The sequence below is a fragment of the Pseudoclavibacter sp. RFBJ3 genome, from assembly GCF_002931375.1.
GTDB lineage: Bacteria > Actinomycetota > Actinomycetes > Actinomycetales > Microbacteriaceae > Pseudoclavibacter.
The window spans coordinates 1-23,427 of the sequence record NZ_PSXZ01000019.1; the positions used below are offsets into that span (position 1 = coordinate 1).

Sequence of the window (23,427 nt, forward strand, 5' to 3'; positions counted from 1 at the left end):
CCATCGCGGGGAAGTTGAACGGGCTGATGATGCCGACCACGCCGAGGGCCTGCTTGATGGAGAACACGTCGACGCCGGTCGAGGCGTTCTCGGTGAAGTCGCCCTTCATGATGTGGGGGAACCCGGTCGCGAGCTCCACGACCTCGAGGCCCCGCTGGATCTCGCCAGCGGCGTCGGACACGACCTTGCCGTGCTCGGAGGTGATGATGCGCGCGAGCTCGAGCTTCCGCTCGTTCAAGAGCTCACGGAAGCGGAACAGCACCCCTTGGCGCTTCGCGACGGAGGCGTTCGACCACGCAGGGAACGCCGCCTTCGCCGCCGCTACCGCCGCGTCGATCTCCGCCTGCTCGGCGAGCGCGACCTGCTTGGTGGCGACGCCAAGTGCGGGGTTGAAGACCGGCGAGGTGCGCGCGGGCGTCGAGGTCGAGCAGGCGCCGTCGATCCAGTGCTGGATCGTGGGAAGGGCAGAGTCCACGTGATGCTCCTCGGGGTGCGGGCTTGATCTGGCTGAAAACATGGTCAGCCTACGGACGGGCACCGACGTTCGAATGGCGGCTTTGTAGAGCCGCGTCCCGGTATTCGACCAAACTGGCAGCGGGTTTTGCGACAGACTGGCACCGACGAACCGTGCGACCGAGGAGCGAAATGTCCGAGTACCGAGTGCAGAATCCCGCGACCGGCGAGATCATCGAGACGTTCGACGACGCGACGGATGCGCAGATCGAGCAGGCCGTCGCGAGCGCCGACACCGTGTACCGGGAATGGCGTGAGCGCAGCGTGCAGGAGCGGGCCGCTGTCGTGCGACGCGTCGCCGCGGTCTTCCTCGAGCGCAAGGACGAGCTCGCCCACCTCATCGCCGTCGAGATGGGCAAGTCCGTGCAGGAGTCGATCGACGAGGTCGAGTTCGCTGCGTCGATCATCGACTACTACGGCGTGCACGGCCCGAGCCTCATCACCGACGCCGAGATCCCCAGCACCATTCCCGGCAAGGCGTTCATCGAGCATCGTCCCGTCGGCACCCTGCTCGGCGTCATGCCGTGGAACTTCCCCTACTACCAGGTGGCGCGCTTCGCGGCACCGAACCTCGTGCTGGGCAACACCATCCTGCTCAAGCACGCGGACATCTGCGCGCGGTCGGCCCTGACCATTCAGGAGATCATGGAGCAGGCCGGCGTCCCGGTCGGGGGCTACCAGAACGTCTTCGCGTCGCACGATCAGATCGCGACGCTCATCGCCGACTCGCGCGTGCAGGGGATCTCGCTCACGGGCTCCGAACGTGCTGGGGCGATCATCGGGGCGCAGGCGGGCCGGAACCTGAAGAAGTGCGTGCTCGAGCTCGGCGGCATCGACCCCATGATCGTGCTCGACTCGGATGACGTCGCGGCTGTTGCGAAGCAGGCGTGGGACTTCCGCGTCTACAACGTGGGCCAGGTCTGCAACTCGAACAAGCGTCTCATCGTCATGGACGACATCTACGACGAGTTCGTCGAGGAGCTGAAGAAGCTCGCGACGGGACTCGTCCCCGGAGACCAGCTCGACCTGGCCGAGGGCCAGTTCGCGCCGATGTCCAGCCGAACGGCGGCCGAGACCGTCGATGCTCAGGTGCAGAAGGCGGTCGCGGAGGGCGCGACGCTCGAGATCGGCGGAGTGCTGTCCGACGGCCCGGGAGCCCACTACTCGCCGGCCGTGCTCACCGGCGTCCCACGCGACTCCGAGTCGTACGGCGTCGAGCTCTTCGGTCCCGTCGCGACCGTCTACCGAGTGTCGAGTGACGAGGAGGCGCTCGACCTCGCGAACGACTGCGCACTTGGCCTCGGCGGCTCGGTGTTCTCGACCGACGAAGCGCGCGCGACCCGTATCGCGCAGCGCCTCGAGGTGGGCATGGCACACGTCAACACGATCGCGGCGGAGGCGGCAGAGCTGCCGTTCGGCGGGGTCAAGAACTCGGGCTTCGGACGCGAGATGGGACCCATCGGGATCGGCGAGTTCGCCAACAAGCGCCTGTTCTTCGTCTCCGCCTGAGCGCAGCGGGTGCCGAGCTCAGCGCTGACCGTTCAGGTCAGTTGCTGCGGTTCGTGCGCTCGATGACTTCCTGGCCCGTGTTGGGGTCGATGACCTTCCGGGTCGTCGACGTCGACTGCTTGCGGCGCAGCGCCGTGACGAGGCTCAGGATGAAGACGACGACGCCAGCACCCATGAGGATGTAGCCGATGGTCTTGAGGTCGACGAAGCCGTCGAGGTCGATGTTGATGGCAAACGCCAGGATGGCGCCGATGACGATGAGTGCGATGCCGCTGCCGTAGCCCATTGGATGACCTCCGTGTCGGATCGAGCGGACGTCGCTCGGGGGATGCCTCAAGTTTCGCACCGCTCGCGTCGTAACTCGACTCCCAGATGTCGATTCGTGCTCGGCGACGAGAATCGGTCAGGCGAGGGGGCGTCGATCAGGCCATGATGGACGCATGGAAGACGAGCAACTGATCACCGTCCTGAGCGACGAGGAAAGCCGCGCTCTGCTGCGCGCGACGACGTTCGGTCGCATCGCGTTCGCCGTGAACGGCCGTGTGGAGATCTATCCGATCAACGTCGTGTTCAGCGAGCGCGATGGTGAGATCGTCTTCAAGTCGGCGCCCGGCTTCAAGCTCGCGGGGGCCTCCATTGCCAAGGAGGTCGTGTTCCAATCCGACGCCCTCGGCGACGGGTTCGCGACGAGCCTCGTGGCACGCGGGGGAGCCCGGGTGCTCAGCACGGAGGCTGAGCTCGAGAAGGCGGAAGCGCTCGGCGTGCGCCCGCTCATCGCGGCACCCAAGAACGAGTACGTGGCGATCACGGTCGTCGAGGTCTCTGGCCGCCGCTACATCACCGGTGAAGAGGCCGAGCCCCTCATCGACACCATCGCCTAGGCATGCCGGATCCCCTGTTGAGTGCCGCAGCTTCCGGCGTCACGGAGCCCGACCCCGTCGACCGGCTCATCCTCGATGAAGCCGCCGAGCTGGGTGTGGTGGATGTGCCGCTCGCGGTCGTCGGCGACGCCACGGGTGCGCTGGCCGTCGCGGCCGCGGAGCGCTTCGACCTGGACACGGTCCGCACCTTCCACGACGCCGTCTCGGAGGAGCGGGCGAGCGACGATGCAGTGCGGGCGAGCTTCCGTTCGCTCAAAGCCGTCCGCTTCGGCTTGGAGCCGGCGCTGTTCGACGGCGCTCGCCTCGTGCTGCTGCGCCTGCCGAAGTCGCTCGCGGAACTCGATGAGATCGCGCGCCTCGTCGCGGCGCACGCGCATCCAGAGGTGCGGATCGTCGCTGGCGGACGCATCAAGCACATGAGCCGCGGAATGAACGAGACCCTCGAGCGCTCGTTCGAGAGTGTGACGGCGAGCCTCGGCAGGCAGAAGTCGAGGGTGCTGCACGCGAGCGCCCCGAAGGCGGAGCTGCGAGGCGCGGCGTCGGCGTACCCGATCGTGCAGAGCTCCGACGAGCTCGGCTTCTCGATCGCGAGCCACGGTGGTGCGTTCGCGGGCCCGCGCCTCGATCTGGGCACGCGCGAGCTGCTCTCGGCTCTGCGTGACCTCCCCGCAGACGAGCTCCCGGAGGCGGGCCTCGCCGTCGACCTCGGCTGCGGCACGGGCGTGCTCGCCGTCGCGCTCGCGAGGCTCCGACCGGAGCTCGAGGTGATCGCGAGCGATCGATCCTGGGCTGCCGTGTCCTCTGCTCGCGAGACGGTGCGCATCGCGGGGGTCGAAGACAGGGTCGAGGTGCGCCGCGAGGACGCGGGGTCGAGCATCGAGACCGGTTCCGTGGATGTGGTGCTCCTCAACCCGCCGTTCCACGACCGGCACGAGGTGGTCGAGGACATGGCGCATCCGCTCTTCGAGCAGGCCGCGCGCATGCTGAGGCCCGGTGCCAGCATGCTCACGGTGTTCAACTCGGGTCTGGCCCACCGTGCGGCGCTCGAGCGGATTGTCGGCCCCAGCACGCAGATCTCGCGCGGTGCCAAGTTCACGGTGGTGCTCAGTCGCAGGCGCGACGAGAAGTGGCGGATTCGCGCCTCCGGGCGGGCATCCGGTCGGTAGGCTGGGGAACTGAACCGGAGGCGCAATGACCGATCTCATCCACATGCTTCGCGACTGGATGCCGAAGCAGCGCTGGTACTCGGGCGGTGAGGGTCGGACGCCGCAGCTCACGCACCTCGGCAGCTACGTGCTCGCCAACCCGAACGGGGAGGCCGGGGTGCATCTCGTCACGGTGCCGTGCATCCTCGATTCCTCCGGCGAAGTCCCGGTCGTGTACCAGGTGCCGATCGTGCTCCGCGAGGTGGATGCGCGCGTTCCCGCGCTCGGGTACATCGGGTCGATCAGCAACGCGGCCGGGCGTGTGAGCGCCGTCGTCGATGGTCCGCACGACATCGCGTTCGCTCGGGCGCTCCTGGCGCTGCTCGAGCGCGAGGGGCACGCGGCGGGGGCCGGTGGGCGGACGGACATCGCTGCGTACGGACTGCCGATGCCCGGGGTCGTGCTCGGCAGCTTCGTGACGAGTCGGGTGCTCTCTGGGGAGCAGTCGAACTCGTCGATCATCTGCGAGATGCGCATGCCAGATGGGAGCGCCGCTGCCCCGCTCATCCTCAAGGTCTTCCGCATGCTGCACGATGGCGAGAACCCGGAGGTGACGCTGCAGTCGGCGCTCGCCGCGGCCGGTTCCGTGCGTGTGCCGCCCGCCATCGGCCACCTGTCGGGCTACTGGCCCGACCCGCGCGTCAGCAGCGGGCGCGCCTCTGGCAACTTCGTGTTCGCGCAGGAGTTCCTCCCCGGGGTCGAGGATGCGTGGCGGGTGGCGCTGCGCGCCGCCGAGACTGGGGACGACTTCGGTGACGCCGCGTACACGCTCGGGGAGGCGACCGCTGAGGTGCATCGCACGCTCCGCGAGGTGCTGCCGAGCGTCGAGGCGAGCGCCCTGAAGGTGCAGGCTGAGGTCGACGCGATGCGGCAGCGCCTGGATGCGGCCATCGCCGTCGCCCCGGCCCTCGAGCGCCTGCGGGGTGCAGCGGAGGAGGTCTACGCGCACGCCGCCGAGATGCACTGGCCGACGCTGCAGCGGGTGCATGGCGACCTGCACTTGGGTCAGGTGCTTGCCGTGGAGGGCAGCGGCTGGGTGTTCCTCGACTTCGAGGGAGAGCCGCTGCGCAGCATCGAGCAGCGCAATACGGCGGATGCCCCGCAACGCGACATCGCCGGCATCCTGCGATCGTTCGACTACGTCGCCGGGTCGTTGGAGATGACGACTGGGCGGGATGTCGCCGGTGACTGGGCCGCCCGTGCTCGGCAGTCGTTCCTGAACGGCTACGCCGCGGCCGTGAGCGGCCAGGAGCGAATCGGGCGTCACACGGGCGCGATCACGCTCGACAGCCGGGCCGCGCGCAGGCAGGCGCGTGACTTCGACGATGCCAGGGGCACGCGCGACGCGAGAGGTGGGTCTGGTCCCTTCTCGCAAGGGGGTCAGTCGAGCTCGCTGCCGCTGAGCGCTGCGGAGTCAGCCGCGCTCATCAGGGTCTTCGAGCTCGACAAGGCACTGTACGAAGTGATCTACGAGGCATCTCAGCGGCCGGCCTGGCTCAGGATTCCCGTGCGCGCGGTGCAGCGCATCCTCGCCTAGGGGCGCTGCCGGTCTCGACGGAGCCGACCGCGATGCGTGGTCGGCTGCCGTTGTCCACAGATTCGCCCCTCCACCGTTTCGGGCGCCGCGCCGCGAGTAGGTTCGCGAGTACGCAATCGGGAGGATGCACGTGCCGCGCACCACGACGTTCGACAGTTCACCCGGCGACCCGCGAGGGGTGCCGAGCACGGGAGGCTACTCGCCTGAGGTGTACGACCTCCTGCTGGATGCTGGCGGCAGGCTGGCCGCCTTCTATGCCGCGCGAGCAGCGCGTGCCCGCAGCGACCTCGAGTCCAGGCGGTGGCTGGGAAAGCTCGCCGAACTCCGCGAGGAGGTCGCGGGCGTCGACGCCCAGTCGAACGTGAGCGTCGTCCGGAAGCGCAACGAGCTGCTGGAGCGGCACCGGGCAGAGGCGAGCATGGTCGCCAGCGGGCGCGGCAGCGGCAGGGCAGTCCGGGGCGCCGGATGAGCGCGACGGTGATTGCGCCACGGAAGACACGCACCACGAGAGGACGAACATGACCGACATGCCCAGCGACGAGCCCATCGACGACTACGACCCGATGATCTACGACGCCATGCGCGAAGCCGCGAATCGGCTCAGGGGTCTTTACGTTGCTCGACAGAATGAAGCCGGCTCTGAACAACAGCGACAGCACTGGCTGGAGAAGCAGATCGCCGTCAGGATCGAGGCGGATGAAGTCGACACGTACTCGCTCGATGCGGTGCAAGCTCTCCGGGCGTCGTTCGTCGCACGGCTCAAGGCGGAGGACCATTGAGCTCGGAGTCAGAGGTCACCCGCGAGCAACTGCGGGAGATCTTTGAGAAGTCCATTCGGCCGGAACTCGATGCTCTCCGATCTTCCCAACGAGCCTCGGAGCCGACGCTCGTGCTTGTTGGAGCACAACCCGGTGCCGGGAAAACGCGAACGGTGGGTCGCGCGCAGAAGGACTTCCGAGGGGCTATCCCGGTTATCGGGGACGACCTGCGAGTCTTTCATCCCGACTACCTGGGCGTGATGCGGGAGGACCCGCTTCGCATGCCTGAGGTGACGGCGCAGGCTGCTGGCGCGTGGGCGCGCATGTCGAGCGACTACCTGCGGGAACGTCAGGCATCCGTGGTGTTCGAGACGACGTTCCGACAGCCGGACGCCGTCGTCGCGACGGCCAAGGAATTCCGCGATGCCGGCTACCGCGTCGAAGTGCGCGCGCTTGCCGTGCCCGAAGCGGTCTCGCGGCTCGGCGTGCTCTCGCGGTACGCGGAACAGGTCCGCGACCAAGGGGCCGGCAGGTGGACCCCACAGGCATTCCACGACGTCGCCGCCGAGCAGATGCCGAAGTCGCTCGAACGGGTCATCGCCGAGGGGCACGTCGACCGGGTGCTCGTCGTCGACCGCGGCGGTCGTGCCCTCCACGCCGCCGACATCGACACGCACGCTGCGAGCACAACCGGCGCGCGCGACGGCGCCGACGCCCGGGCGGCCGTCATTGCAGGAAGGGGCCTCGACAACCTCACCCCGAGCGACGCGAACACCTGGCTCGCAGCACTCGACCGAGACGCGAACTTCGTGCTCAGACAAGCCGATCTCGGCGGCGACGTGCTCGCCACCATCGACGACCTCCGAGCCGACGCACCCCACATCGCGGCCCGCGCCCACACCACGCAGAGCCCCGCCCACGCGGAGACGTCGGCAGCGCTCGCGGCCCTCGGCGCCCGCACCAGTGCCGCACGCGAAGCCCTCAGCCACGGCGAGCGGCCCACTCGAGCGGGCGCGGTCGAGGAGCGCGCGCAGGGCCCGCGCCTCACCACCGAGCTCGCCACGGCGCTCGGCCACACCACCAGCCCACTCGCCGACCCAAACCGCTCGCACACGTCCACCCGTGCGCGCACGCAGCAGGCGTCCCCGCAGCACGAACGCCACGAACGCTGACCTCCGGCACCGCACCCGTTCAGGCGACGCTGCGCAGCTCCGGTTCGCGCACCCGCAGGAACGGCACGTACGGCACGACGAGACGCTGCGCGATGCGGCCGAGCACGCCGCCGTCGGCCGCCAACTCGACCTCAGCGCCACCACCCATGAGAACCGCCACCATGTTGCGCTTCGCCGTCGTCCCCCACTGCTCCAGAACCGCCGAGTGCCCCGTCAGCACGTCACCGAGCGACAGCGCCGCACCCGCAGCGCGCTTCCCCTGCGCCGCACCGAGCACCCCCGTCTCCAAGCGAACCACCCCGGGCGCATGCGCCGGATCCACACCATGCCCGAAATGGCCGACCCGCCCCAGGAACGGCAGGTGCACGTTGATGCCCAGGATCGGACCGACGGAGGGATCGACGGGAGCGAGCAGCGAGTAATGCGGCACGCGAGCCGACACGGGCAGATCCTCGAGCGACGCTACACCGTGCCCCAGCCCGGCACTCGACACGTGCACGACCCGGTCGACCCGCATCCCGAGTGCCATCGCCCGACCCGTCACGCCGCCGCCGAAACTGAACCCGAACGCCGTCAGCTCCACGCGCCCGTCACGGGGGATCGAGTTCACGAACCCACCCAGCTTGCGCGCCAGCCCATCCGCCATCGCCGCCGACAACGCCAACGGGCCACGCGGGAACCGCCCGCCCTGCCACACGACGAGCCCGGCCGTGCCAGCGGGCGCGAGCGTGATGAGCTCCGACATGGTGTGCGCCTTGCCCTCGAAGTCGAGCAGCCGCGACTCATTGCCGGGCACGAACACCCCCACGGATGTGACCCCCTCCGCGAACGGAGACGCGAACGGGTCCTCCGACTCCGAGATCGCCGCGCCCACGTACTCGACGATCGAGTCCCGCTCGGGATCGAACGCGAGCACGAAGCGCGGCTTCCCGCCGCGGTCGACGAAGCCACGGCCCCCGTGCAGCTCCCGCAGCTGGTGCACGAGCCGCTCGCGGTCGCGCAGCTCCCCGCGGCTCGCATCCGCCAGGATGCTCTTGATCTCACCACCCGCGAACGCACTCGCACTGCCGAGCGCACGCTCGATGGAGGCGCCCGACTCCAAAGCGCCGATGGCCCGCCCGAGCGACTCCCGGTTGGCCCGCACGCGAACCGACCACGGGATGCCATCGAGGTTGCCGACAAGCAGCGGAACCTGCTTCAGGAGACGCGCGCGCTCGGCCTCCGACAAGGCGCCCCACCACTCCCGCGTCGTCGCGGCCGTGGGAGGCGCGTTCAGCACACGACGCAGGCGCCCACGCGAGATGGGCCGCGACGCGATGAGGCGGGTGAGGTCAGCAGACGAAGAACGGGCTCGCACGCGGAAAGCGTAGCGAGCCCGTCCGACAAATCACGTCGTGAATCTGCCGTACGCACAAGAGGCGCTCAGCCCCCGGTGCGAGCCAGAATCAGTAGTACTCGCCCTGGCGGAAGTCCCAGCTGTTGAACGACTCAGCGAGGATCGCCATGATGCGGTTGATGTCGAGGCCCTTGCGGATCACGACGGGAGCCGGCGAGATGGAACGCTGTCCGCCCTGCTCGGGGATGAGCGTGCCGTCGGCGTCGACCATCGAGATCATGACGCCCTGCTCGTGGCGCGTCTCCGTGGTGGCCTCAGGCTGGATGGATGCGACGTAGTCGTTCGCCTCGATGATGAGGTCGGCGCGGTCGTGGATGCGCTCGCCGATGCCCTCGACGAGTCCACGGTTGCCCTTGCCGGACGGGTTCGCGGAACTCGCGAACGCGAAGCGTCCGTGCTTCTCGTACAGCTCCTTCGCGAGCTTCTCGCCGGGGACGCCGAACTTGATGACGAAGCAGCTCGTGCCGCGCCCGTCCATCATGAGCTCCTTCGTGCCGTCGTCGGGAAGGGCCGCGACGGCCTCTTCCTTCCACGGGAGGATGCAGCCGAGGAGGATGTCGTCGTTCCAGTGGCGCTCGTAGAACGCGTCGATCTCCGGCGTGAGCTGCGCGAGCTCGCGCAGCTGCTCGAGGGAACCGCACAGCACGACGCCAGGCTTGTTGCGGTTGCGCTCCTTCGCCTCGAACTTCCGCTCGAGTCCCTCCTTGTCGGAGGTCATGATGATGTAGCCGACCTTCGTCGGGACGACGACGAGTCCGCCGTCTCCCGTGAGGATCTCGACGGCTTCTGGCTGCACGTCGCCGTTCCACGCGATCAATTTGCTGTCCATAGCTGCGTTTCTCTCGAAATTGGTGCTCGGGCTCGTCGAGCCGGAGTGAACTGTCGCGTCCGCTTGGGTCGCGTCGAGGATCGATCCTACTTGGTGTTGGCCCGCAGCCAGGGTCGTGCACCCGCTCGCCCGTAGGGTTGAGGGCATGGAGACTCCTCAGCAGGGCCCAGAAGGCGACGCATCCTCCGAGGTCGAACCCGAGGCGCTGGTCATCGCAACGGCCCCGCGGCCGACGACGCCTGAGGCGGTCTCCCGAGTGCTGGAGCGCTTCGTGCGCGAGGTGGTGCCGCCGATCTTCGACGCGGACAACACCATGGACGTGCGCGGCCTTGACCTGGCGCGTGTCACCGCGCATCCGCTCGCGGGCGACCTCCTCGGCATCGACATCGATCTCACGGGCATCGAGGTCACCTTCGACGCCACGGTCGAGGAGGCGCCGCCGCTCCCGGAGTTCCCCGAGTTCGGCACCGAGGTCGCGAGGACCGACGCCCGCGTCGCCGAGGTGCGGGTGCGGGGCCTCCCGGTTCGCATCCAGGGCGCCGAAGTCGAGGCGTCGATCACTGCCGCCGGTGTGCACGTCGACTGGGCGGAGGATGATCGCGGGCAGCTCGCGCTGGCGTTGAGGCAGGGCATGGCGGGTGGTGGGGCCGCGACGGTCTTCCCCGTCGACACGCTGCTGATCGACGTCTCCGCGAGGCAGCGGGAGGTGGTGGATGCGCTCGTGTCCATCGTCACGGAGTCGGGGGAGAGCCAGGGCATCCACGTGTCCGATGTCGATCTCGAGCTCACGCAGGCCGGCCCCCGAGGCGCGCACCTGCATGCGTCCGGCAAGGTCCGGCGGGGTTTCCTGCGCGCGAGTCTGCTGTTCACGACGGAGGCGCAGCTCGGCGACGACCTGAAGCTGCAGCTCATCAACCCGCGCCTCACGAGCCGCAACCCGCTCATCGGCCTGCTGCTGCTGGCGGTCCGCAGTCAGATCCGCGAGGAGCTCAAGGACCCGATCGATCTCCGTGACCTGCGGCTCGATCCGCTCAAACTGGCGGATGCGCAGTTCGAGGTCGGTGAGCGGCTGCGTCTGCGCCTGCAGTACGACTGACCTGCGCGGGAGGCGCGTCCGAGGCGCGCGCCGGTGAGTTCGCTGCCGGTTGCTTCGAGGCGGCGAGGATGCCGATCACCACGAGCAGGGCGGATGCGATGAAGCTGCCCGGGATGCCCACGAGCTCGATGGCCTGCCCGACAAGTGCCGAGCCGAGCGCCTGGCCGAGGACGAGGACAACGAACAGCAGCGCCGTCCCTGCCGGCGCGCGGGTGGGATCGAGTCGCGTCGTCCACCAGATGAGCACGCCGGTGCCGGCCGTGTACCCCCAGCCGAAGGCGATGCAGGCGGCGAAGGCGAGTGGCCACACCCCCGCGGAGGTGCCGAGCAGGACCGTCGCCGCGGCGACGGGCAGGCTGGTCATGAGCCAGGCCCGCCGAGAGGTCAGCTTCTGGAGTCTGCCGGCTGAGGCGATAACCGCCGCTCCTCCCAGGCCGAGCGCGATCCAGGCCCCGGCGGAGAGTTCCTGGCTTGCGCCTGCGTCGACGAGCGCGGTGCGCCCGAACGTCCAGACGGCGGCTGAGCCTGCGCCGAGGAAGAGCGCCGCGGCGATGACGGGCAGGTGCTGGCGAAACCACGATCGCGGCGGAACGGGCGCGAGGCGGGGCGCAGCATCCGGTCGCGTGGTGGCGGCGGTGGTTCCTCGCCACGTCGAGGCGAGGACCAAGCCGCCGGCCACGATGCTGGCCCCCGCGGCGAGCGTCCAGGCGAGTCGCCAGTCGGGCAGCAGGGCGAGCGCCAGGAGGCCTGCTGCGACGAGGCCGGGGCCGGTGCCCGCGTTGACGACGCCCTGCATCCGTCCCACGTGCTCCTTCTTGACTGTCCTGTGCAGCAGCTCCACCAGGGCGGGTGACGCGAAGCCGGCTCCGCTCGACGCGAGGATCGCCGAGGCCGCGAAGACGCCGCCGTCAGGGGCGAGGGCCATGCCGAGCGCGCCGCCGGCAGCGGTCACGGTCGCGAGGGCCGCGAAGAGGTGCGGGGCGCGGGCCGCCAGCAGGAAGCTGGCGAGTGCGGCTGCGCAGTAGGCGGCGGAGGCGCCGCTCGAGATGAGTCCGGCGGCGGATGCGCTCAGTGAGAGCTCCGCCTGGACGTCGGGGAGGAAGAGTCCGTAGGCGAGGCGGACGAGCCCGTAGGTGGCTGCGATCAGGGCGGTCCCCGAGGCGACCAGCAGGAGTGCGCGGCGACCCCGTAACAAAAACGATCGTTTCATATTTACGACTCTAGAGTGTTGGCATGGCAATCCGCTCCAGCACCGAGACCAAGCTGCTCGACGCCGCGGATGAGCTGTTCTTCACGGCAGGCATCCACGCGACGCCGATTGACGCCGTGATCGACCGCGCGGGAGTCTCTGCCGCCACGCTCTATCGCGGTTACGCCAGCAAGGAGGCCCTCGTCGCGGCGGCCCTCGAGCGCCGACACCGTGCCTGGATCGAGCTGTGGGATGCGGAGATCGCCAAGCATCGCGATGACGAGCAGCAGCTGCTCGCCGTTTTCGATGCCCTGGACGCGTTTCGGCAGCAGCCTCTCGGCTCTCGCTGGTGCGCCTTCCTCGGGGCTTCCGCCGAGTACGCCGACGCTCCCGCCGAGGTCCGTGCCGCGGTGCAGACCGACACCGAGTCGCTGCGGTCGCGGCTCACGCACCTCGCGAGCCAGTTCGACGAGTCAGCGTCCCTCGCTGAGGAGCTGCTGCTGCTCGTCACGGGCTACCTCGCGATGCGTCTCCGCGATGAGCGGTACTCGACGGCCACGGCACGGCGGATGGCGTCGGGCCTCATCCGTGCCGCCACGACCGAACCCGACTCGAGGCGCGACTCGGCGTAGCGGCTGCGACTCAGCCGGCCTGGTCGGAAGCGCGGAGCTCCTCCAGAGCCAGGGCGATCTGCTCGACTCTGCCGAGAACCGTGGGCCCGATCCAGAGCAGGATCGGCAGTGATGCGAATGACGCCAGGCGGGGGAACTGCTCGCCGCCCGAGAGGACGAGCTCGGCGGCGGCAGCGGTGAAGAAGGCTATCGTCGTGCCGGCTGCGATGGGCAGGAGCAGTGGGGTGACCGTGCGTCGTTGATCGATCGCCTCCTGCAGCTCATCGATCCTCGCGATGTTGATGCGGATGCGATCATTCGCGGGGTTGATCGATTGCTCCAGGAGCCTGCGCGAGCTCCGATCAAGGGGCGTGTCTCGGTGAGCCATGACCAGCCAGGCGAGGAGCAGTGCGAGGCAGAGGGCCGCTGACCCGGTCACGCCGAGGAGCGCTGCCCCGAGGGTCGTCTGCCACGGTTCGGGGGCCTCGGTGATCGTCACGGTCAACCACACGCCCGCGACCGCGCCGACGACTCCAGCGACCACCAGGGTGCGGATGCGTGCCGGCGGCAGCTGAGCGGGGAGATGCTGCACGGCGGCCCGCCAGCCGAGCTTCGCGACGGACGTCTCAGCGATGTCCACTTCGTGGATCTCCCCCGGGCCGAGGGCAGTCAGGACGCCGGGCCCAGCCTTGGCCATCCGGGCGTCGCCCCAGCGAAGCCCGAGAAATGCGGCAAGCACGAGGACGAGCGGGAGACCAGCGATGGCGATGAAGATTACCCAGCCGGTCGGGAGGCCGAGCAGCGCAGCGGCGGTCACGAGGCCGATGAGCAGGAGAGCGCTCGCGAGGACTGCGAGCGCTCCCTTGCGGTTGCGGTTCTTTGGCATCGAGGCCCCCGTTGTCGCGTCGCGTCGCGTCGCGTTTCGGCAGGCGCTGCCGGCTTCTGGGTCGACGACGACGCTATCGAACGGGCGCGGCCGGGAACTGGGTGGTGCCCTCGGTGAGCGCTTCGGCCGCGGGCCCGGCGAACGCCGCCGAGCGGGCGCCGCGTTCGTGTCCGACGCGGAGCCCACTCGGGCGTGCAGCTACTTCGTGACCGACACCTCGTGGGTTGTGCTCACGGTGGTGCCTGCGGCGTTGATGAACTCGACCGTGTAGGCGTACTGCCCCGGCGTCTTGCCCTCGACCTGCAGCGTCGCCTTCTGGGCGGCGGGGCTCGCCGCGGTGAGCTCGCCGGTGCCGACCTCGACGCCGTTCTCGAGGAAGCGGTAGGCGGTGGCGTTCGTACCCCACCAGAGGTTCGCCGTCACGGTGTAGGTGCCGTCGCCGTCCCAGTTGTCCGAGGAGAGGGACGGGGCGCCGGGGGAGGCGTTCGTCACCGTCACCGTGAGCGACTCCGTTGCGGTCGTTCCCTTCGAGTTCACCAGCTCGCCGGTGAAGACGTAGGTTCCGTTCGCCAGGCCGGCGATGTCGACGACGGCTGACTGCGCCGCTGGCGAGTTCGTGCTGAGCGGTGTCGTGCTGACCAGCTGGCCGTCCTGGTAGAGCCGGAAGGTGGAGCCGTTCTCGCCCCACCACAGGTTCATCGTCAGCTGGAACTCGCCGTCACGGAGGCCGGTGTTCCAGCCGTCGTTGGAGGAGAGCACTCCCTTTCCCGGCGCCTTCGTCGCGCCGTCGTCCGTCGGCGCCTCCGGCAGCGTCACGGGTGCGGTCGCCGCCGAGCGGGGGCCCTCGCCGGAGGCATTGACGCCGGTCACCTCGTAGGAGTGGGTCGAACCTGGAGCGAGTCCGGTGACGGTGCAGCTCGTCTCGGTCGCTGCACAGACCGGTTCCGATTCCCCTGCCTCGTAGACGCGGTAGCCCGCGAAGCCCGCACCGGTGTCGGCGAGTTCGTCCCAGGAGACGGCGATGGAGGTGTCGCTCTCCTGCGTCGCGACGGCGTTCTGCGGAGTCCCGGGCAGCGTCTCGTCGGCGACGGCCAGCCAGGAGATGACCGGCTTCTCGCCGCCCGCGCCCTCGTTGGTCACGAGGTAGTCGACCGTCGCCGCCTCCGAGAGCGTGAAGGTCAGGCCGGCGGAGAGCTTGGGTGTGGAGCCGGAGAGGGGGATGCTTCCCTTCGCGAGTTCCGTGCCGTCGACCGACACGGTCTGGTACATGGTCCTGCTGAGGTTCCACCACTCGGTGAAGCCGCCGGTCAGCGTGTAGGTGCCAGCCTCGAGTGGAAGCCGGTAGCTCAGCTTGGTGGTGTCCTGGTAGAGCCCCGTCGAGTACTTGTCCTTGATATCGGTCCCGGTCTTGAGCTTCATGCCGTCAGAGATGTGTCCCCATTGCGTGGCGGATGTGGAGACCTGGTCGACCTTGTCGTTGCGCAGCCCGCCGACGGCGGCCGATACTGCCGCGTACTGGGGCGAGTCGGCGCCGTCCGTCCCGGCGTCGATGAAGTACACGAGCCCTGGTGGCACGATCTCGAACTGCGCGACGACCGGTGCGTCGCTCTCGTCGAGGCGGCCGTTGGCCGTGATCGTCTCGTATTCGGTGCGAGGCTGCTCGTGGGCGGCGGGCTCCCACGTGACGGCACGTTCGGTGTCGGCGACCTTCACCGTGTTCGGGAGCGGATCGTCGGTGTCGAGCACGCCCTGCACGCCGAGGTCGCGGGGCAGCGTCTGCACGTAGACGAGTGCGAGTCGTGCGTTGTAGCCGCTCGTTCCATTGGTGCCGAACTCCAGCTGGACGACGGCTTCCTCGTCGAGCGTGAGCGTCTGCGCGATCGGCGTCGCCGATCCTGTCGAGGTCGCCGTCTTCGAGACGGTCTCGCCGTTCGCCGTGAGCTTCGCGGAGAGGTTCGTCGTGAGTCCCGCACGGGGCGCCTGAACTCCGACGACGTTGTAGGAACCGGCGGGGAGGGTCAGGTGGTAGGTGACCGGCTTGTTGAAATCGGCGCCGATATAGGAGGAACCCCAATCCTGCGGTGTTCCGCTCGCGAGCGTGGTCGCCGCGGTCGAGTACCCCCACGTGCTGCCCGGGGCGGTGCCGTCCCACTTCTGGTCGGCGGTCTCGTTGCGGAGCTCAGGCGAGACGCCTGCCGCGGCCGCGTGGGCCGATCCTGCCTCCGAACCGCTCGAGCCGGAGTCGATGAAGTAGTCGAGATCGGCGGGGACGACGAGCACCGTCGCCGAGAAGCGCTGGTAGATGCCGGCCTCGGTCTTCTCCGAGGTTCGACCGCTGGCCGCGAAGCTCGCGAGCTCGCCGGTTGACGCGGCGCCGGCGTTCGACGCGGCAGTCCAGATGACCTCTTCCTCGGTGCCCGAGAGGAGGAGTGTGCCGGGCAGGGCACGTTCGGCGGTCGTGATGGCCACGGAGCCGAGGTCCGTCACGTCGGCGCTCACATCCTTGGGGGTGAGCGCGTCCGCCGCGGAGGCGAGGCGCCGTTCGAGCGCTGTCGCGCCTTCGACGTCGAGTCCGTAGCCGACCGGGTCGGCGATCGCGGCCTGCGCTGCCGTCCGCGCGGCAGCGAACGGGGCCCACGACTGGGGTCCGTACTCTGCCTCGACGAGCTGCGCGACGGCGGAGACGGCTTCGGTGAGTGCTCCCGTGTCGACGCGCGCGGAGTCGGCGACCGCACTGATCGTGGCGACCGAGTCGACGTTGAGTGCGCTGTCGTTGGCGGTCCTGATGACCACCGTGTGGGCGCCGTTCGCGAGCCCGCGGAGCGTGAAGGTCGTTCGGGCGCTGCCTGCGCTCCACGTTGGAGCTGCGAGCGCGACGGGGATCCCGTCCACCTCGACATCGAGCGTCGCGGTGCCGGGGTTGGCGCCGATGATGTCCAAGCCCGTTCCGGTGAAGGAGTAGCTCAGTGCGGCTCCCTTGGCCGTGCTCTTGGATGCGGTTCGCTGCCACTCGAACATGCCCTGTCCGTTGACGTGGCTCCAGTTGGCGTCGAACTCGAGCACCGGGGTCGACGTGTTCGACCAGCTGCTCTGGTGCATCCCGTCGATGATCTGCGTGTAGTAGGGCGTGTACCCGGGCAGTGTCTGGATCCGCAGGTTGTCGAACTGCACGAAGTTGAAGCTGGACCCGAGTTGGATGCGTCCCGCGGCCTGCGGCGCGGTATCCGTGTGCGACGCGATCTGCACGCCGTTGATCGAGGCAGTGGAGGTGTCGCCTGCGACGGTCACGGCGATGCTGTTCCAGACGCCGGCACCAGCATTGAACGCGACCTCCGCGTTGCCTGCCACGGTGCCGCTCGCGAGCGTCGCGCCGTAGCGGCTGAAGGTCCACGCGCCGGTGGGCTCGACCTTGAGCTCGGCCGCCGAGACGTTCTGCCCGTTCGCCGTGCCACCCTGCTCCCTGGCGCCGATGGTCGCGTACTGCGCTCCCGCCGCCTCGAAGAGCACGTCGGTCGAGACGGTGTAGTTCGCCCACCGGGCGTCGCCGATCGTCGTCTTGGGGTCGCCGCTGTTCCACGCGCCGCCGGCCATGCCGGGGCCGACCTGCTGCCTGAGCACCCGGCCGTGCGTCGCATCGGATGTGGCAACCGACTCGAATGCGCCGTTGGTGTCGTTGGTGTAGCGCGGGGTCACGCCCTGGTCCTCCGGCTGCAGCGCTGGGGTTCCGCTCGGCTTCTGCTTGGCGCCGCGGCTGTCCAGGAACGGCGCTCCGGAATCGACCAGCGCTCCGGTGGCAGGGTCGTAGCCGCTGATGTTGCCTGCGCCGGCGTACTCGAAGTCGTCGGCGTACAGGACCTCGTCATCGGTGACACCGTTCTGGGCGCCGGTCGGGTCGGTGTCGAGAACGTCGCGGCCCCCGTCCTGGTCGGTGTATTCGGGGGATGTCGGCAGCGAGCTGGCGTAGCCCTCCCTGGGCGCGAGGCTGCCGTCGGCTGCTGCTGTCGCCTGGTCGAGCGTCGTGAGGGTCAACGACGACCAGGGCTTGACCTCGACGGTGTAGAGCCCGTTCCCATCCGGCGAGATCTCGCCGATCGGGGCGAGGTAGTTGTCGTTGTAGGCCTGGCCGTCATCCGCGGCGCGCGTCTCCCAGAGCTCGGCCGTGCGGTCGGCCCCGAGCTCCATGTCCTTGGCCGTGATGCGGTAGGTCTTCGTGAAGCTGCTGTCGTTGATGATGACGGTCGAGAAGTCGCTGGCATCAGGTGCCGCCAGGGTCGTGAAGGATGCGCCACCGAGGCGGGCACCGCTCGGCGGATTGCCCTTCCCCAGCTCGCTGTCGGACGCCTGGGGGATCGCCCGCCAGATTCCCGCCGTGTTGTCGTCGTTCTCCCAGCCGAGCTTCGCGAACTTCGTGAACTGCTCGATCATCGCGAGGCCGCCGTCGTAGTACAGCCAGCCGGACCACGGGTCGCGCGCGCTCACGAGCTCCTTGGAGGAGTACTGGAACCCGTCGTAGAACGAGCCGATCGCGGGCTGGAAGATGTTGAGGGTGCGTCGGGACTCGTCGAATCCGGTCGTGACCCAGTTGCCCATCTCGAGGGCGCTGTTCGGGCCGCCGAATTCGGTGCCCGTTCCGCCCCGTTCGTCGCTGTTGGTGTTGTTCGGCCGGTCGGCCGAGTTGGAGAACGTGGACTGGCCCTCCGAGTTCCAGACCTCCTTGTCCAGCTCCTCTGCAACCTTCTTGAGGTTGCCCGCGTTGTCGTCGGCGCTCGAGTAGTGGAAGCCCACGATGTCGACGGCGTCACGCAGCGAGGAGTCGCTCGGGGACGTCATCTGGTTGCCGAAGGACACCGGCGGAGTCCCGACCGTGTCGGCGGCGACCGTCTCGATGGATCGGTAGAGGTCCCGTTCCTGATCCGAGGCGAAGCCGCTGTTCGGGTCGCCCGCACTCGCGCTCTCGTAGCCCTTGTCGTCGCCGCGGAGCCACCCGGAGAAGTCCTTGTAGAGCTGGACCTCGGGGTTGCTCGTCTCATTGGCGTCCGGGTTGATCGAGTCGACCATGACGCCGTACTCGCGGTACGCGGCGAGCACGGTGTTCTTGAACCAGATGTACTGGGCGGCGTGCGTGGTGGCCCAGGCCGGCCGATTCCAGCGCAGGATGCTGACGTGCACGTCGCCGTGCGCGACGAGCTGCGCGTCGGCCGCGAGCTGGAAGCCGGGCTCGCGCTGCACGTTCGGGTACTCGTCACGAGTGCGCATCGTGGCTGCGTTCGGCCCGGTGGAGGTGTTGCGGTCGTTGCCCATCTCGATCTTGATGGTGTTCATGATCGGGCGGTCGCCCCCGAACAGCGTCTCGATCAGCTCCCAGTACTTCTCCGGATGCTGCGCCTTGTAGTCGAGGAGCAGAGCGCTCGTCGAGTTGGCGGTGAGCACGCCGAAGCCCTTGAACGTGAGGCCGTTGACGTTCTCTGCGGCTGCCGCGACGTCTGCGCCGTCCACGGTCACGGAGACGGGATCCGATCCCGCGGCCTGGGCGGACGTCGGGGCGACGAGAACCGGCGCGATCATCGCCACCGCCGTGGCCGCGATGAATGCCAGACTCATCCGCCGCCTGCGGACCCTGCTCGTGCTCGTGACTCGACCGAGCCGATGGTCCTGAGGCATGTGCGCTCTCCGTTCTGTGCGCTGTCCGCGCGGGCTCGTTCGTTGAGTGCGCGGCGGGCACGACTGTGTGCTTCCGAGCTGATCTTGAAGTGGGGTCGGCGAAAAGGCCAGCAAAGCGAACAGAACCGTTCACGCTCGACGCGATGCGAACATGTCTGTACGCTCGGATCCGTGGACGACATGCCGCCGTTCGGTCTCCTGCGTCGAGAGCGGATCCTCAACGAGCTGCGGCGGGCGGGGTCCGTCCGCGTCGCCGCGCTCGCGCGGCAGCTCGAGGTGTCCGAGCTCACGATCCGCCGCGACATCACGCACCTCTCCGATCGCGGTCTCCTGACCAGAGTCCACGGCGGCGCGACGCTGCGGAGTCGCCTCGACACCTCGGTGCCATCGGTCGCCGCACAGGCGACCGCGATTCGCTTCAGGGTCGGCATGGTCACCCCGTCGCTGAGCTACTACTGGCCCCAGGTGATCGTCGGCGCACGGGCCGCGGCCACTGACCTCGGCGTGCAGCTCGTGCTCAGGGGTGCCAGCTACTCCGTCGACGATCAGCGCAGGCAGATCTCCTCCCTCGTCGAATCGGGCGGCCTCCACGGCATCATCGCCGCACCGGAGACGGGCGGTGCAGACGGACGGGCGCTGCTGCACTGGCTGGAGTCCCTCCCGGTGCCCGTCGTGCTCGCCGAGCGCCACGCCTCCTCCGTCGCCACGCTCACGAGCCTCGAATGGGTCACCACGGACCACGTCTTCGGCGGCTCACTCGCTGCCGACCACCTCGCGGCGCTCGGGCACCGCCGGGTCGGCATCCTCACCTCGACCGGTTCCCCGACCTCCGCGCAGCTCAGGCAGGGCTGGAGCGGTGCCGTCACGGAGCTCGGCCTCGAATCGGTGGTCGACGTCGACGCGAACCTCGACGACATGGACGGGCAGTCGAGGGAGGCGTTCATCGCTCGAGTGCTCGAGGAGTGCCGCCGGGCATCGGCGACGGCCCTGCTCATCCACTCCGACCCTCAAGCGGTGCTCGTTCAGCAGTACGCCCGCGATCACGGCTGGTCGATCCCCGACGACCTTGCCGTCGTCGCCTACGACGACGAGGTGGCGCAGAACGCCGAGCCGCCCATCACGGCGCTGCGTCCTCCCAAGCAGCACATCGGGCGGCTGGCCGTCGAGACGATGGTGTCGCGCCTCGAGGAGGGTCCCCGTCGACCGGTGCAGCGCACGCGTGTCCTCCCCGTGCTGCACGCGCGGAGCTCGACCGCGGCGCGCTCCTGATCGTCAGCCGCGCATCCCCGTCGCGCGTTCGTGGTCGATGAGCGCCTGCCTGACGGCGATGTCGTCGGCGTGCCCCGCGAGCTTGCCGCTGGCGCGGACGATGCGGTGCACGGGCACGAAGAGGCCCACGAGGCAGGCGCCGCACGCGCTCGCGGCGGCGCGGGCGGCGCGTGGATGCCCGGCGATGGTCGCGACGTCGCCGTAGCTCGCGAGGGTGCCGGGTTCGACGAGCCTGGCGGCCCTCCACATGGCGCGGCGCAGCTCGGTGCCGTCCTGGTGGACGTCGATGGCGGGAAGGAGCGACGGGTCACCGTCATCGAAGGCTCGGACGGCGGCGAGTGCGGCGTCGGCGTCATCGAGCTCCTGCACCTCGAGGAGCTCGGATCGGCGGCCGAAGACCGCGTAGGCGAGCGAGTTCGGGCTCCCGAATCCTGAGGCGCGCACGGCCTCCGACGGCCCGGCCTTGACGATCGAGAATCGCTCGCCGAGCAGCTCGACGCTGCCGACGCGGAGTGTGTTGATGTCGAGCGGCGACTCTTCGGGTGCTTCTGGCATGACAGGAACTCTGCCACGTTAAGAGAAGTCCTGGTCAGAGGCGGTGTGGAGGCGTCGAGGTTGCGCTGGGAGTTGGCTGAGCCACCCAGCTTTGGGTGGTGCTATTCCGTCTCGGAATCTAAACTTGAGCCATACCGACTCAACTCTTGATCCACCGGGGTCGGAAGCAACTTTGACGAAGGAGCCCCATGGCAAACATGCAAGGCGCTCAGGCACCAGACGAAGAGGCCAAGAGCGCACTCGAACAGTACGGAATCAACCTCACCGACATCGCCCGCTCGGGCAAGCTCGACCCGGTCATCGGCCGCGACTCCGAGATCCGACGCGTCAGCCAGGTGCTGACCCGGCGCACCAAGAACAACCCAGTGCTCATCGGCGAACCCGGCGTCGGGAAGACCTCGGTCGTCGAGGGCCTCGCTCAGCGCATCGTCGCCGGCGACGTCGCCGAATCCCTCAAGGACAAGGAGCTCGTCAGCCTCGACATGTCGGCGCTCATCGCGGGCGCCAAGTACCGCGGCGACTTCGAGGAGCGGCTCAAGGCCGTCCTCAAGGAGATCACCGAATCCGACGGGCGCATCATCACGTTCATCGACGAGCTCCACACCCTCATGGGTGCTGGCGGCGGAGAGTCGAGCATCTCGGCAGCGAACATGCTGAAGCCCATGCTCGCTCGTGGCGAGCTGCGCCTCATCGGCGCGACGACACTCGACGAGTACCGCCAGTTCATCGAATCGGATGCGGCGCTCGAGCGACGCTTCCAGCAGGTGTTCGTCGGCGAGCCGAGCGTCGAGGACTCGATCGCGATCCTCCGCGGCCTGAAGGAGCGGTACGAAGCGCACCACAAGGTGTCGATCGCCGACCAGGCGCTCGTCGCCGCAGCCGCGCTCTCGAACCGCTACATCACGGGCCGGAAGCTGCCAGACAAGGCGATCGACCTCATCGACGAGGCGGCCTCGCGCCTGCGGATGGAGATCGACTCCTCGCCGGTGGAGGTCGACACCCTCCAGCGACAGGTCGACCGTCTCCGCCTCGAGGAGCTCGCGCTCAAGAAGGAGCACGACGACGCCTCGCGGCAGCGCCTCGCCACGCTCCGTGCCGACCTCGACACGAAGAACGCGCGCCTCGGCGAGCTGAAGGAGCGCTGGAGCATCGAGCGGGCATCCCTCAACCGCATCGGCGAGCTCCGCGAGGAGCTCGACAACATCCGCGTGCGCGCCGACCGTGCGCAGCGCGAGGGCAACCTCGAGCTCGCCTCCCGGCTGCTCTACGGGGAGCTCCCCGGCATCCAGAAGCAGCTGCACGAAGCTGAGGCCACGGAAGGCGGCGGGCCAAAGCTCGTCAACGACCACGTCACCGCCGAGGACATCGCGGGGGTAGTGGCCGCGTGGACCGGCATCCCCGTCGGCAGGCTGCTGCAGGGCGAGATGGAGAAGCTCCTCCACCTCGAGGCCGAACTCGGCAAGCGACTCGTCGGTCAGGAGAAGGCCGTGGCGACGGTCGCGGATGCGATCCGCCGCACGCGCGCGGGCATCGCAGACCCCGACCGCCCCACGGGCTCCTTCCTCTTCCTGGGCCCCACCGGAGTCGGGAAGACGGAGCTCGCGCGAGCGCTCGCCGAGCTGCTCTTCGACGACGAGAAGGCCATGATCCGCATCGACATGTCCGAGTACGGGGAGAAGCACTCCGTCGCCCGGCTCGTCGGCGCCCCTCCCGGGTACGTCGGCTACGAGCAGGGCGGGCAGCTCACCGAGGCCGTCAGGCGCAGGCCCTACTCGGTCGTGCTGTTCGACGAGGTCGAGAAGGCGCATCCCGAGGTCTTCGACATCCTCCTGCAGGTGCTCGACGACGGGCGCCTCACCGACGGCCAGGGACGCACGGTCGACTTCCGCAACGTCATCCTGATCCTCACCTCGAACCTCGGCTCGCAGTACCTCATCGACCCGCTCCTCACCCCCGAGGATCGGGAGGAGAGCGTCATGGCGGCCGTCCGGCACTCGTTCAAGCCGGAGTTCGTGAACCGACTCGACGACATCGTCGTGTTCAGCGCCCTCTCGCAGGATGAGCTGGCGCAGATCGTGGCGCTCTACATCGAGCGGCTGCAGCGCAGGCTCGGCGAGCGTCGCCTCACGATCAAGGTCGACGACGACGCCAGGGCCTGGCTCGCCGAGCGAGGTTACGACCCCATCTACGGGGCCAGGCCGCTGCGTCGGCTCATGCAGCGCGAGATCGACGACCGCCTCGCGAGGGCACTCCTTGCGGGCACGGTCCGCGACGGCGACACGATCTCCGTCGTCGTGGCGAGCGACGGCGAGTCCCTCAACGTGCAGTCCACCACGCCGCACTCCGCGGCCATCGAGTAG

19 protein-coding genes are annotated in these 23,427 nt (G+C 69.0%); 11 read left to right on the forward strand and 8 right to left on the reverse strand.

All coding sequences use genetic code 11. The annotated features are described in order from the left end of the window. Positions 1 to 517, reverse strand: a 517-nt coding sequence (locus C5E07_RS16965; protein ID WP_146080636.1) for an aldehyde dehydrogenase family protein, incomplete at its 3' end; no start/stop codon positions are given. Positions 518 to 645: 128 nt separating this feature from the next. On the opposite strand from C5E07_RS16965, the gene C5E07_RS16970 reads away from it, so the two are divergent. Further along, positions 646 to 2,022 carry an NAD-dependent succinate-semialdehyde dehydrogenase gene (locus tag C5E07_RS16970; protein ID WP_104300967.1) on the forward strand — a complete coding sequence of 459 codons (1,377 nt, stop codon included), beginning with the start codon at positions 646 to 648 and terminating at the stop codon, positions 2,020 to 2,022. A 37-nt stretch (positions 2,023 to 2,059) separates the two neighbouring features. Here the strand turns inward: C5E07_RS16970 and C5E07_RS16975 are convergent, their stop codons facing one another. After that, complete coding sequence (locus C5E07_RS16975) at positions 2,060 to 2,308, reverse strand: DUF6458 family protein (protein WP_104239727.1); 249 nt, start codon at positions 2,306 to 2,308, stop codon at positions 2,060 to 2,062. A gap of 154 nt (positions 2,309 to 2,462) precedes the next feature. On the opposite strand from C5E07_RS16975, the gene C5E07_RS16980 reads away from it, so the two are divergent. The 6 genes from C5E07_RS16980 to C5E07_RS17005 all read left to right on the forward strand — a co-directional run bounded on the left by C5E07_RS16980 (position 2,463) and on the right by C5E07_RS17005 (position 7,575). Next, positions 2,463 to 2,903 (forward strand): pyridoxamine 5'-phosphate oxidase family protein, encoded by a 441-nt coding sequence (locus C5E07_RS16980; protein ID WP_104239728.1) that lies wholly within the window; start codon positions 2,463 to 2,465, stop codon positions 2,901 to 2,903. 2 nt (positions 2,904 to 2,905) lie between these two features. Continuing rightward, on the forward strand, positions 2,906 to 4,069 hold the full coding sequence (locus tag C5E07_RS16985; RefSeq protein ID WP_104300969.1) for a class I SAM-dependent methyltransferase: 1,164 nt from the start codon (positions 2,906 to 2,908) through the stop codon (positions 4,067 to 4,069). A 25-nt stretch (positions 4,070 to 4,094) separates the two neighbouring features. Further along, complete coding sequence (locus tag C5E07_RS16990) at positions 4,095 to 5,645, forward strand: aminoglycoside phosphotransferase (protein ID WP_104300971.1); 1,551 nt, start codon at positions 4,095 to 4,097, stop codon at positions 5,643 to 5,645. Positions 5,646 to 5,775: 130 nt separating this feature from the next. Then, positions 5,776 to 6,114, forward strand: coding sequence for a hypothetical protein (locus C5E07_RS16995; protein ID WP_146080637.1), 339 nt, complete (start codon positions 5,776 to 5,778; stop codon positions 6,112 to 6,114). Between the two features lie 49 nt (positions 6,115 to 6,163). After that, positions 6,164 to 6,424, forward strand: coding sequence for a hypothetical protein (locus C5E07_RS17000; protein WP_104300974.1), 261 nt, complete (start codon positions 6,164 to 6,166; stop codon positions 6,422 to 6,424). After that, a complete protein-coding gene (locus tag C5E07_RS17005; RefSeq protein ID WP_104300975.1) occupies positions 6,421 to 7,575 on the forward strand; it encodes a zeta toxin family protein in 1,155 nt (384 codons plus the stop codon). The genes C5E07_RS17000 and C5E07_RS17005 overlap by 4 nt, the downstream gene beginning before the upstream one ends. A 19-nt stretch (positions 7,576 to 7,594) precedes the next feature. On the opposite strand, the gene C5E07_RS17010 is transcribed toward C5E07_RS17005, so the two are convergent. Next, complete coding sequence (locus C5E07_RS17010) at positions 7,595 to 8,932, reverse strand: hypothetical protein (RefSeq protein WP_104300977.1); 1,338 nt, start codon at positions 8,930 to 8,932, stop codon at positions 7,595 to 7,597. A gap of 88 nt (positions 8,933 to 9,020) precedes the next feature. Then, complete coding sequence (locus C5E07_RS17015) at positions 9,021 to 9,800, reverse strand: L-threonylcarbamoyladenylate synthase (protein WP_104239735.1); 780 nt, start codon at positions 9,798 to 9,800, stop codon at positions 9,021 to 9,023. A gap of 145 nt (positions 9,801 to 9,945) precedes the next feature. Between C5E07_RS17015 and C5E07_RS17020 the strand changes: the two genes are divergently transcribed. Then, entirely contained in the window at positions 9,946 to 10,896 is a 951-nt protein-coding gene (locus C5E07_RS17020) for a hypothetical protein (RefSeq protein ID WP_104300979.1), read from the forward strand. Here the strand turns inward: C5E07_RS17020 and C5E07_RS17025 are convergent. Further along, positions 10,832 to 12,106 carry a sugar MFS transporter gene (locus C5E07_RS17025; RefSeq protein WP_104300981.1) on the reverse strand — a complete coding sequence of 425 codons (1,275 nt, stop codon included), beginning with the start codon at positions 12,104 to 12,106 and terminating at the stop codon, positions 10,832 to 10,834. The two genes, C5E07_RS17020 and C5E07_RS17025, sit on opposite strands and share 65 nt — an antisense overlap. Positions 12,107 to 12,129: 23 nt before the next feature. Here C5E07_RS17025 and C5E07_RS17030 point away from each other — a divergent pair, with 23 nt between their 5' ends. Further along, complete coding sequence (locus C5E07_RS17030) at positions 12,130 to 12,717, forward strand: TetR/AcrR family transcriptional regulator (protein ID WP_104300983.1); 588 nt, start codon at positions 12,130 to 12,132, stop codon at positions 12,715 to 12,717. A gap of 10 nt (positions 12,718 to 12,727) precedes the next feature. Here the strand turns inward: C5E07_RS17030 and C5E07_RS17035 are convergent, their stop codons facing one another. Continuing rightward, entirely contained in the window at positions 12,728 to 13,582 is an 855-nt protein-coding gene (locus C5E07_RS17035; RefSeq protein ID WP_104300985.1) for a hypothetical protein, read from the reverse strand. Positions 13,583 to 13,780: 198 nt separating this feature from the next. Continuing rightward, the gene (locus tag C5E07_RS19260; RefSeq protein WP_181058137.1) at positions 13,781 to 19,183 is read right to left on the reverse strand and encodes a fibronectin type III domain-containing protein; all 5,403 of its coding nucleotides are present in this window, start codon (positions 19,181 to 19,183) and stop codon (positions 13,781 to 13,783) included. A 240-nt stretch (positions 19,184 to 19,423) separates the two neighbouring features. On the opposite strand from C5E07_RS19260, the gene C5E07_RS17050 reads away from it, so the two are divergent. Continuing rightward, positions 19,424 to 20,512: a substrate-binding domain-containing protein gene (locus C5E07_RS17050; RefSeq protein ID WP_104301025.1), complete on the forward strand. Its 1,089-nt coding sequence runs from the start codon at positions 19,424 to 19,426 to the stop codon at positions 20,510 to 20,512. Between the two features lie 3 nt (positions 20,513 to 20,515). On the opposite strand, the gene C5E07_RS17055 is transcribed toward C5E07_RS17050, so the two are convergent. Further along, complete coding sequence (locus tag C5E07_RS17055; protein WP_104300987.1) at positions 20,516 to 21,067, reverse strand: methylated-DNA--[protein]-cysteine S-methyltransferase; 552 nt, start codon at positions 21,065 to 21,067, stop codon at positions 20,516 to 20,518. Positions 21,068 to 21,255: 188 nt separating this feature from the next. Here C5E07_RS17055 and C5E07_RS17060 point away from each other — a divergent pair, with 188 nt between their 5' ends. Beyond that, on the forward strand, positions 21,256 to 23,427 hold the full coding sequence (locus tag C5E07_RS17060; RefSeq protein WP_104239742.1) for an ATP-dependent Clp protease ATP-binding subunit: 2,172 nt from the start codon (positions 21,256 to 21,258) through the stop codon (positions 23,425 to 23,427).

Bases quoted from the DNA above. Each gene is read 5' to 3' on its own strand.
- C5E07_RS16970 (WP_104300967.1), top strand. From the start codon at position 646: ATGTCCGAGTACCGAGTGCAGAATCCCGCGACCGGCGAGATCATCGAG.
- C5E07_RS16975 (WP_104239727.1), bottom strand. From the start codon at position 2,308: ATGGGCTACGGCAGCGGCATCGCACTCATCGTCATCGGCGCCATCCTG.
- C5E07_RS16980 (WP_104239728.1), top strand. From the start codon at position 2,463: ATGGAAGACGAGCAACTGATCACCGTCCTGAGCGACGAGGAAAGCCGC.
- C5E07_RS16985 (WP_104300969.1), top strand. From the start codon at position 2,906: ATGCCGGATCCCCTGTTGAGTGCCGCAGCTTCCGGCGTCACGGAGCCC.
- C5E07_RS16990 (WP_104300971.1), top strand. From the start codon at position 4,095: ATGACCGATCTCATCCACATGCTTCGCGACTGGATGCCGAAGCAGCGC.
- C5E07_RS17000 (WP_104300974.1), top strand. From the start codon at position 6,164: ATGACCGACATGCCCAGCGACGAGCCCATCGACGACTACGACCCGATG.
- C5E07_RS17015 (WP_104239735.1), bottom strand. From the start codon at position 9,800: ATGGACAGCAAATTGATCGCGTGGAACGGCGACGTGCAGCCAGAAGCC.
- C5E07_RS17020 (WP_104300979.1), top strand. From the start codon at position 9,946: ATGGAGACTCCTCAGCAGGGCCCAGAAGGCGACGCATCCTCCGAGGTC.
- C5E07_RS17025 (WP_104300981.1), bottom strand. From the start codon at position 12,106: ATGAAACGATCGTTTTTGTTACGGGGTCGCCGCGCACTCCTGCTGGTC.
- C5E07_RS17030 (WP_104300983.1), top strand. From the start codon at position 12,130: ATGGCAATCCGCTCCAGCACCGAGACCAAGCTGCTCGACGCCGCGGAT.
- C5E07_RS17035 (WP_104300985.1), bottom strand. From the start codon at position 13,582: ATGCCAAAGAACCGCAACCGCAAGGGAGCGCTCGCAGTCCTCGCGAGC.
- C5E07_RS19260 (WP_181058137.1), bottom strand. From the start codon at position 19,183: ATGAGTCTGGCATTCATCGCGGCCACGGCGGTGGCGATGATCGCGCCG.
- C5E07_RS17050 (WP_104301025.1), top strand. From the start codon at position 19,424: ATGCCGCCGTTCGGTCTCCTGCGTCGAGAGCGGATCCTCAACGAGCTG.
- C5E07_RS17055 (WP_104300987.1), bottom strand. From the start codon at position 21,067: ATGCCAGAAGCACCCGAAGAGTCGCCGCTCGACATCAACACACTCCGC.
- C5E07_RS17060 (WP_104239742.1), top strand. From the start codon at position 21,256: ATGGCAAACATGCAAGGCGCTCAGGCACCAGACGAAGAGGCCAAGAGC.